This window comes from Streptomyces glaucescens, from assembly GCF_002154375.1.
Classification (GTDB): domain Bacteria; phylum Actinomycetota; class Actinomycetes; order Streptomycetales; family Streptomycetaceae; genus Streptomyces; species Streptomyces glaucescens.
The window spans coordinates 1-8,224 of record NZ_MUND01000320.1 but is presented as its reverse complement, the minus strand read 5'-3'; the positions used below and the strand labels follow the sequence as shown (position 1 = coordinate 8,224).

Here is an 8,224-nt window from a genome sequence, read left to right as displayed (position 1 = left end):
CGGGACTTTGCGGACACGACCCAGGTCCGGCCGGGACCCCTCTGCCTGGGTGCGCCACACCCAGGAGGACACCGCCTCTCCCGCCGCCGCTCCGCCCGGGCCAGCCTCGAAGCCATGACCACACAGCACCTCGACAGCACCGAACCGGCCGGCGGCAAGGTCGTCCTCGTCACCGGCGCCAGCAGCGGCATCGGCGCGGCCCTCGCCGCGCGCCTCGTGGCGGAAGGACACCACGTGGTGGCCGGTGCCCGCCGTACCGACCGCCTGCGGGCACTGGAGCAGAGCACGGCCGAGGCGGCCGACCGCTCCGGCGGCAGTCTCCAGCCGGTACGGCTGGACGTGACCGACCGCGCGGACACCGACGCCTTCGTCCGCGCCGCCCGCGACCACCACGGCCGCGTCGACGCCCTCGTCGCCAACGCCGGCGTCATGCCCCTGTCGCGGCTCGACTCCCTGCTCGTGCACGAGTGGGACCGCATGATCGACGTCAACGTCCGCGGCCTGCTGCACGGCATCGCCGCAGCACTGCCCGTCTTCACCGCGCAGGGCTCCGGGCACTTCGTCACGGTCGCCAGCATCGGCGCCCACGAGGTGGTGCCCACCGGCGCCGTCTACTGCGCCACCAAGTACGCGGCCTGGGCCATCAGCGAGGGCCTGCGCCAGGAATCACCCCCCTTCATCCGGGTCACGACCGTCTCGCCGGGCGTCGTCACGTCCGAACTCGCCGACACCATCACCGACCCCGGTGCCGCCGAGGCGATGCGCGCCTACCGGGCCCACGCGATCGCCCCCGACGCCGTTGCCCGGGCGGTCTCCTACGCCCTCGCCCAGCCGTCCGACGTCGACGTCAACGAGATCGTCGTACGCCCGACCCGACAGCGCTGACCCCGCCAGGGCGCAGCCAGGAAGCGGCGGGGCGCCGATGCCCCGCACGGCTTCGCGCTGCCGGCCCCCGTCCGGGTCTTCCGTTCTCGAGAGGACCTGCGTGGACGGGGGCATCGGCACCGGTGCCTGTACGGGCAGCCGACCCCGCGGACCTGGCGGATGCCCCAGCGGCTCGCGCTCCGCCGGACGCTACTCGGTGCGCAGCGCCGTGGCCGTACGTACCCTGGCCGCCCAGCCGGCCGGGATCAGCGCGCCCAGCACCGCGATCACGACCCCGCCCAGTCCCAGCAGGAGCAGCTGAACAGGCTCGTACACATCGAGGACCGGCGACGGCAGACTGGTGCCTACGGCACGCCCCATCACCGGCATGACGAAGCCGTGCAGCGCGTACCCCGTCGGCACGCCGATCAGCCCGCCGATCACGCCGATCGCGGTCACCGAGGTGAGCACGAGGCTGATGACCTGCCGTGGCGACATGCCGATCGCCTTGCAGACGCCCAGGTCGTGGATGCGTTCCCGGGTGTCCAGGACCACGGAGTTGAGCACGCCGAGGCCGGCCACGGAGACCAGCATCAGGGTGAGCAGCACCGCCATCGCGGACATGATGAGGAGGACGCCCTCCTGCCCCGTGGGGGTGCTGGTCGTGGCGTCGCCGCCCAGCGGCTGTACGATCGCGGCGACCTTCTGGGCGTACTCGTCGGCGGAGACGCCGGACTTCACCTCGACGAGGAAGGCACTGGGCTCGGCCGACGCGAAGTTGGCCATGTCCGCGTGGATCTCCAGCTCGCTGCCCGACGTGTCGAAGGACTCGCCCACGATCCGCAGGTTCGCGGTCTCCTTCTCATGGGTCACCCGCACCGTGTCACCGATCCTGGTGCTGGTCCTTTCCAGGAAGCGCGTGGGCACCACGGCCTGCCCCCTGCCGGTGATCCAGTGCCCGGAGATCATTTCGTAGCTGCCGGAGCGCGATGCGCCCTCGTAGAGGCTGGCCTGAACCGAGCCGGAGATCCCGGCCACGGCGACCTCGGTCCGGGTCTTGCCGTAGTACGACCTGGTGCCCGCCTGCGACGTGATGGCAGACCGCACCCTCGCCGGGTCGGCGACACTGGGTTCGGACGGGCCTGCCACACCGCCGCCTACGGGGGACGGGCCTGCCACGCCGCCCCCCGCAGGAGGAGGCGGAGGGGGAGCGACGTTGTTCAGCTTGGTGGTCGTGACCGTGACCGCGGCACGGCTCTCGGGGTCCTGTGAGGTGCCGACCGCGGCAAGGGAAGAGGTCAGCCCTACTGCGAAGGTCGCCGCGACCGTACCGAACGCCACCGCGAGCAGCATCGCGAGGGTACGGGCCGGATGTGCGAAGGGGATGGCGAGGCCGTAGGTCACCGGTCGCGGCAGCGGCAGCAGCCCCATCGCCCGGTGCGCCCACTGGCCGCGCCCCGTGCGCGGCGACCGGCCGACCGCGATGGCCTCGACCGTGCGCAGTCTTCCGGCCCGCAGTGCGGGAATCAGCGCCGCGAGCCCCACGATGACCAGGGGGGCGGCCGGCACCGTGACGTCCACCCACCAGGCCACCGAAGGCGAGACGCCGCCGTACACCGCCTCGGTGTCCAAGAGCAGCGGCACTGCCATGAGGTTCCCCAGGACGACTCCCAGGGCGACGCCGGCACCGGCCGGAATCAGCGCCTGGGCCACGTAGGCGCGTACGACCTCGCGTGGGGTGAAGCCGATCGCCTTGAGAATGCCGATTCTGCGCAGGCTGGTGCCGACCGCGCCACTGATCACACTGCTGACGATGATCACCGACATCACGATGCCGAGCACACCGAAAGCCATCACGAACGGGACGGTCGCCGCCGCACCCTGGTCAGCGGCGCGTTTGGTGTCCAGCCAGGACCGGGTACCCAGCAGCGCCCCAAACCCCACGGAGGCGGCAAGCTTCCTCCGGCCGGCGAGGATCTGCTCCTTCGTGCTCGCGGAGTCGAAGCGGTAGAGCATCTGACTCGTGACCGGGCCGCCCTCCGAAGCCAGCGCCTCGACCTGCGCGGGAGTCGCCCAGGAGTCGGCGGTCTCGCTGGCCGACACAGCGAACCCGACGATCGAAAGGGTGGGGGCGTTCGTGGTGTCCGAAGCCTTCAGGGCGGCGCCGATCCCGATGGCGGGCCCCTCGAACGACGCGGCGAGCACGATCTCTCCCGGCTTCTGAGCCCACCGGCCGGACTTCAGATCCACGCGGTCCACGTCTCCGTCCGGACCGGACCGCCCGACCAGGGTCAGCGTCGGCAACTGGAAGCCCGTCTGATCCACCGGGCGGAACGCCGTGGACGGGTACGGCCCCGAGCTTGCGGTGACGCCGGCCAGCTTGCCGGTCTCTGCCAGCCGCGCCGCACTCGCCCTGGCCGGATCGAACTGGGCGGTGATGTGCGCACCCTGCTGCCTCCCGAAAGCGTGGTCGAAGGGCGCGGCCGCGGCGACCATCAGCGACCCGGCGACCACCGCCGACGCCACGGCCATCATCGTGGCCACGGCGATCACCACGGTCTGCACCCGTCGCCTGCCGACGCCGGAACGTACGACCCGGCCCATCGCTCCGGTGCCGAACAGGCTCATCGGACGGCCTGCGTGCGGGAGTCGACGGCGACGCGACCGTCGACCAGGTGAACAGTGCGGCTCGCGCATGCCTCCGCCAGCGTCAGGTCGTGCGTCACCAGCACGATGGTCTGTCCGGCGCGGTGCAGATCCGTCAGCAGCTCGCGGACGTCATGGCCCGAGGCGGTGTCGAGCGCACCAGTGGGCTCGTCGGCGAGCAGCAGCGCGGGCCGGTTGACCAAGGCCCGGGCGACCGCGACCCGCTGGCGTTCACCTCCGGACAGTCGGCCCGGGTAGGCGCGGGCGTGCTTCTGGATCCCCAGCATCTCCATGAGCTCGCCCGCGCGGGCGGCGGCCTCGCGCCGACTGGTCCCGGTCAGCTGGGCCGGGAGCTGAATGTTGTCGGTGACGGTGAGGTCGTCGAGAAGATTGAAGAACTGGAAGGCCATGCCGATGTGCTCGCGACGGAACTTGGCGAGGGCGTGCTCGCTCAACTGGTCGATCCGTCGCCCCGCCACGATCACGGCGCCATCGGTCGGCTTGTCCAGGCCGGCGACGAGGTTCAGCAGCGTGGACTTGCCGCTGCCGGAAGGGCCCGTCACGGCAAGGGCCTCACCCTTGGCGACGCTGAGTGTGAGCTGTCCGAGCGCCGGAGCGCCAGCGCTGTCGTAGCGCTTCGCCACACCCTCCAGTTCGATCACTTGATGCATACGAGTCGTCCGTCCTTACGGTCGCGAGAGGCAGATGCCGTTGCCGGGCCTGCGAACCTAGAGGCTGGCGCGTACGGGACGCGTCGGCCGCGGAACCAACATCAGGTCCTTCCTGCGGAGGATTCGGCCGCGGAGTCATACCTGAGAAGTAGTCCGTTGGGGCACTGACCTGGCCGGACAGGCGGACGCGGGCCGAGCGGAGAGCGCAGCACAATGCACGGGTGGAGACGGAAGACCGGCGCAGCCGGTATCAGCAACTCATCGACGCGCTACGCCCGGAGGCGAAGGCCGCCCCACTGTCCCGGCGAGCGGTGCGCGCCGATGTGGTGCTGGCGGTCGCACTGACCGTCACTGCCCTGTTCGTGGCGGTGCGCTATCCCGGCGACGGGCCGGTGAACATCAACCCCCCTCCGGTGGACGCCGGGACCGGGGTCCCGGCCCCGCCGTCGCCACCCGACCCTGGTCAGGTGCCCGTGGAGGAAGAGCCCTCCTCCGTGCCCTGGGCCCTGGTCGTCCTGTCGACGCTGCCACTGGCAGCCCGGCGCCGGTATCCGCTGACCTTGTTCGTGGTGGTGCTGGGCGCAGCACTGGCCATCGCCAGCTCCGCCTCCTGGATCACCGTCCTGGCCTGTGTCATCGGCGCGTACAGCGCCGTCGTACACAGCCGTTACCGAATAGCGGCGATCGCCGTCCTGGTGATCGCCGCCGCGCTGTCCGGCTTCGCTTTCCGCAACGCGGAACCAGTGCTCCCCGGATGGTCCAGCCCGGGATTCGTGCTCCTGGTGGCAGGAATGCTGGCCAGCCTCGTCCGCTTTCTGCAACTGCGGCTGGCCTCAAGCCGGGACCGGGTGACAGAACTGCAGGCTGCTCAGGAGGAGGCCACGCGCCGCGCCGTCGAGGAGGAGCGTGCCCGCATTGCCGCCGAACTGCACGATGTCGTGACCCACAATGTGAGCGTGATGGTGATCCAGGCCGGCGCGGCCCGCACAGTGATGGACGTGGCGCCCGAGCAGTCGAAGGAGGCACTGCTGGCCGTCGAGGCGGGCGGTCGGGCCGCCATGACCGAACTCCGCCACGTGATGGGCCTGCTGTCCGCCCCGGACCACGAGAGGCCCGACGGCCTGGAGCCCCAGCCCGGCCTCGCGCAGCTCGACGCGCTCGTCGCACGAGTACGCGCCGCCGGTACGCCCGTGGACGTCGGGGTGTCGCTGCCGCCGGATCCGCTGCCCCCGGGGGTGGACCTCGCGGCGTACCGCGTCGTACAGGAGGCGCTGACCAACACCATCAAACATGCGCGCGGCGCGCAGGCCTCCGTCGCCATTGGTTACACCGACGCCTGTCTGGAGATCGAGATCACGGACACCGGTGGCGCCAAGGGTTCTCCGCCCGTGCAGAGCAACGGCCGCGGCCACATGGGGCTGCGCGAGCGGCTGGCCGTCTACGAGGGGAAGCTGACGGCCGGACCGACGCCGACCGGCGGCTACCGGGTGACGGCCCGCATCCCACGGAGCGCGGCATGACTGCGGACCGGCCACCTCTGCGCGCCGTCATCGCCGACGATCAAGCCCTCGTACGCACCGGTTTCAAGATGATCCTGGCCGCGGACGGCATCGAAGTGACGGCCGAAGCCGCCGACGGGGCCGAGGCTGTCGCAGCGGTTCGCCGTACGCGGCCCGACGTCGTCCTCATGGACATCCGGATGCCGGAGATGGACGGCATCGAGGCCACCCGGCGCATCATCGGCGACGCCGGCCCGGCCGGAACGCGGGTCATCATCCTCACCACATACGACCTCGACCACTACGTCTACGCCGCGCTCACGGCCGGCGCCAGCGGCTTCCTGCTCAAGGACGTCACACCCGAACATCTGGTCTCCGCCTTACGCCTGGTGCAGACCGGCGATGCTCTCCTCGCGCCCACGATCACCCGTCGGCTGATCGAGCGCTTCGCCCATCACGACGAACCGCAGACCATCGCCCCGCACCGCGATCTGTCCGGCCTGACCCCGCGCGAGCTCGAGGTGCTCCGCCTACTCGCGACGGGCCTCAGCAACGCCGAACTCGCCTCCCGGCTGTTCCTCAGCCCGACCACGGTCAAGAGCCATGTCGGCCGCATCCTGTCGAAGCTGGACCTGCGCGACCGCGTCCAGGCCGTCGTCTTCGCCTACGAGACGGGGCTGATCGCCCCGGGCGGGGGTGCTTAGATCATTGCTTGCAAGGTCAGTGGTCATAGCCGGTCAGTGACCGGATGACTGGTTGGTCCGTGCGGTGGTTGTGCCAGATCGAGGTGGTCAGAGCGAGGAGTCGTCGCACGACGCGGACGGCTACCCCGGCAGGGTCTGATCTCGAAGAGGGTTAAGGAGGCGGGGCGGCCAGCCCTTTGCCGCTGCGCGGCCGCCCCCGCACAGGTGCTGTCGCGGTACTGGAGCAGAGCACTTGTTCCGTAGGTGTCGTATCTCAGTGCAGGGCGGGAGCCGTTCGGATACGGAAGGTGGGCCAAGACACGGAAAAGGCGCGCCCCTCTGCGTGGCTGGGGCGGAGCAACAACATGAAGTGGTGGCTTCGTTGCGCACCAGCGAGGCAGGATCGACCCTGTGATGCGCCATTCCCACGAGGATCCCGAACTGCTGGCTGTGGTTCGCCGCTACGTCACGCCCGAGCGGCGCTATCTGAAGCTCGGCGGCCCCATGCTGCGCCTGCAAAGCCCCGAGTACGACCGATTCGTACGACGCCTAAGCGAGGACGCGGGAGTCATCACTGCGGAGGAGATCGCTACCCTCCTTGAGGGAGGGTGGCGCGAGCGGCGGACTGCGGCGTGGCTCATAGCTGTTTCCCAACGAACCGAGTTCCGTGAACGCCTCGGGGGCCTCCTGCTGGCCAGCGAAGTCTGCTGTGTTGGCCTGGCTTACTGCGTGGCCTTGGCCAGTTTTGGAACGCCGCGTGACGCCGGACTGCTGGCCGCCTACCTTGATCATTACCTTCGCCGTCCCGACCTCGCGTATGACCAGACCGTGGCTATGGGCGCTCTCCTGTACATCGATCTGAATCTCGGAGGCGATCAAGCGGCCCGCTTCCTGGTCCCGGGCGGCTTGTGGCAGCAGTGGCTCGAAGGTGCATCCCACATGCAGCTGACCACTGCCCCTGTCACCTACCTGAGCCTCATTCGTCGGCTCTGCGCCTTCGTCGACGAATGTGCCGACGCGACATGACGGCTACGACCCTGATCAGTAGTCCTGCCGGTATTCGGGTGACGTCAGCCCAACGTTGGCCCTGGGCTCCTGGGCGGAGGACGGGGCAGTAGAAGTCACGGTGCAGTGGATCAAGACGTCCCGGACGAAGCAGTCACGAGGTGGGAAGACCGCAGCTCACAGCAATGCCGCGCCGACGGGCCTTGTGTTGCCCAGACGCCCTGCGACTTTGCCCATTTCGTCGAAATGACCGAGCTCGACGACTTCACGCCACGCTCAAGTCGGAAAAACTCTTCGCAAGATCGGCCTCAACATGGGAAGAAGGTGACCGGCTCCGCGTGCCTGCTCGTGTAGAGCCACTCTTGGGCCTGCCGCCTCGGCCTCGCCGGCCACCAATCTTGCGGCGCCCCTTCCTGCGCGTCCGGGACATCACCTGCTCCAGGCTCCGAGCAGCCGGGCGGGGCGCGGGCAGCGGGGGCCGGGGCACTGTGGACGGGTGGTTCGGAACCAATCGGACATGGTCGATGCCCGGCGGGCGGACCGGCTCACGCCAGGGTGACGTGCATGCCGCCCTCGGCCAGGAGATCGAGGACCACACCGAACAGGTCGTAGGGCTGGCCGTCCGGTGTCAGGGCCTGGGACAGGTGCTTGCGTGCTGTCGCGGCGTCCCGCCAGAGCAGGGTTGCGGGGGCGGCGTAGCCGAAGGTGCCGCGCAGGCAGTCGTCGAGGGCGGCCAGGCAGCCGCCGAAGTAGCCGCCCGGACCGTTCACCGCCTCGCCGAGTGCCAGGTAGAGGCCCGGTTCGTCGGTGACGTGTCGGCCGTCGAGTTCATAGGCGTGACCGGCCGGCCGGTCAC

The 8,224-nt window shown here is 70.0% G+C and carries 7 protein-coding genes and 1 pseudogene; 4 read left to right on the top strand and 4 right to left on the bottom strand.

Features of this window, described 5'->3' with window-relative positions:
• Positions 1–114 precede the first annotated feature (114 nt).
• Positions 115–885 (top strand): SDR family oxidoreductase, encoded by a 771-nt coding sequence (locus CCN42_RS21155; protein ID WP_086737842.1) that lies wholly within the window; start codon positions 115–117, stop codon positions 883–885.
• A gap of 189 nt (positions 886–1,074) precedes the next feature.
• On the opposite strand, the gene CCN42_RS21150 is transcribed toward CCN42_RS21155, so the two are convergent.
• Complete coding sequence (locus CCN42_RS21150; RefSeq protein ID WP_086737840.1) at positions 1,075–3,492, bottom strand: ABC transporter permease; 2,418 nt, start codon at positions 3,490–3,492, stop codon at positions 1,075–1,077.
• The gene (locus CCN42_RS21145) at positions 3,489–4,181 is read right to left on the bottom strand and encodes an ABC transporter ATP-binding protein (protein ID WP_086737837.1); all 693 of its coding nucleotides are present in this window, start codon (positions 4,179–4,181) and stop codon (positions 3,489–3,491) included. Before CCN42_RS21145 ends, CCN42_RS21150 begins: the two co-directional genes overlap by 4 nt.
• 221 nt (positions 4,182–4,402) lie before the next feature.
• Here CCN42_RS21145 and CCN42_RS21140 point away from each other — a divergent pair, with 221 nt between their 5' ends.
• Together CCN42_RS21140 and CCN42_RS21135 are read left to right on the top strand one after the other, a co-directional pair.
• Positions 4,403–5,701, top strand: coding sequence for a sensor histidine kinase (locus CCN42_RS21140; RefSeq protein WP_086737835.1), 1,299 nt, complete (start codon positions 4,403–4,405; stop codon positions 5,699–5,701).
• Positions 5,698–6,384: a response regulator gene (locus CCN42_RS21135; protein ID WP_044575544.1), complete on the top strand. Its 687-nt coding sequence runs from the start codon at positions 5,698–5,700 to the stop codon at positions 6,382–6,384. The genes CCN42_RS21140 and CCN42_RS21135 overlap by 4 nt, the downstream gene beginning before the upstream one ends.
• 16 nt (positions 6,385–6,400) lie before the next feature.
• Here the strand turns inward: CCN42_RS21135 and CCN42_RS44620 are convergent.
• Positions 6,401–6,517 (bottom strand): annotated as a pseudogene (locus tag CCN42_RS44620) (IS982 family transposase); the annotation flags it as partial.
• Between the two features lie 260 nt (positions 6,518–6,777).
• On the opposite strand from CCN42_RS44620, the gene CCN42_RS21130 reads away from it, so the two are divergent.
• Positions 6,778–7,389 carry a DUF6000 family protein gene (locus CCN42_RS21130; RefSeq protein ID WP_086737874.1) on the top strand — a complete coding sequence of 204 codons (612 nt, stop codon included), beginning with the start codon at positions 6,778–6,780 and terminating at the stop codon, positions 7,387–7,389.
• 524 nt (positions 7,390–7,913) lie between these two features.
• Here the strand turns inward: CCN42_RS21130 and CCN42_RS21125 are convergent.
• Positions 7,914–8,224, bottom strand: a 311-nt coding sequence (locus tag CCN42_RS21125; protein ID WP_211294761.1) for a barstar family protein, incomplete at its 5' end; no start/stop codon positions are given.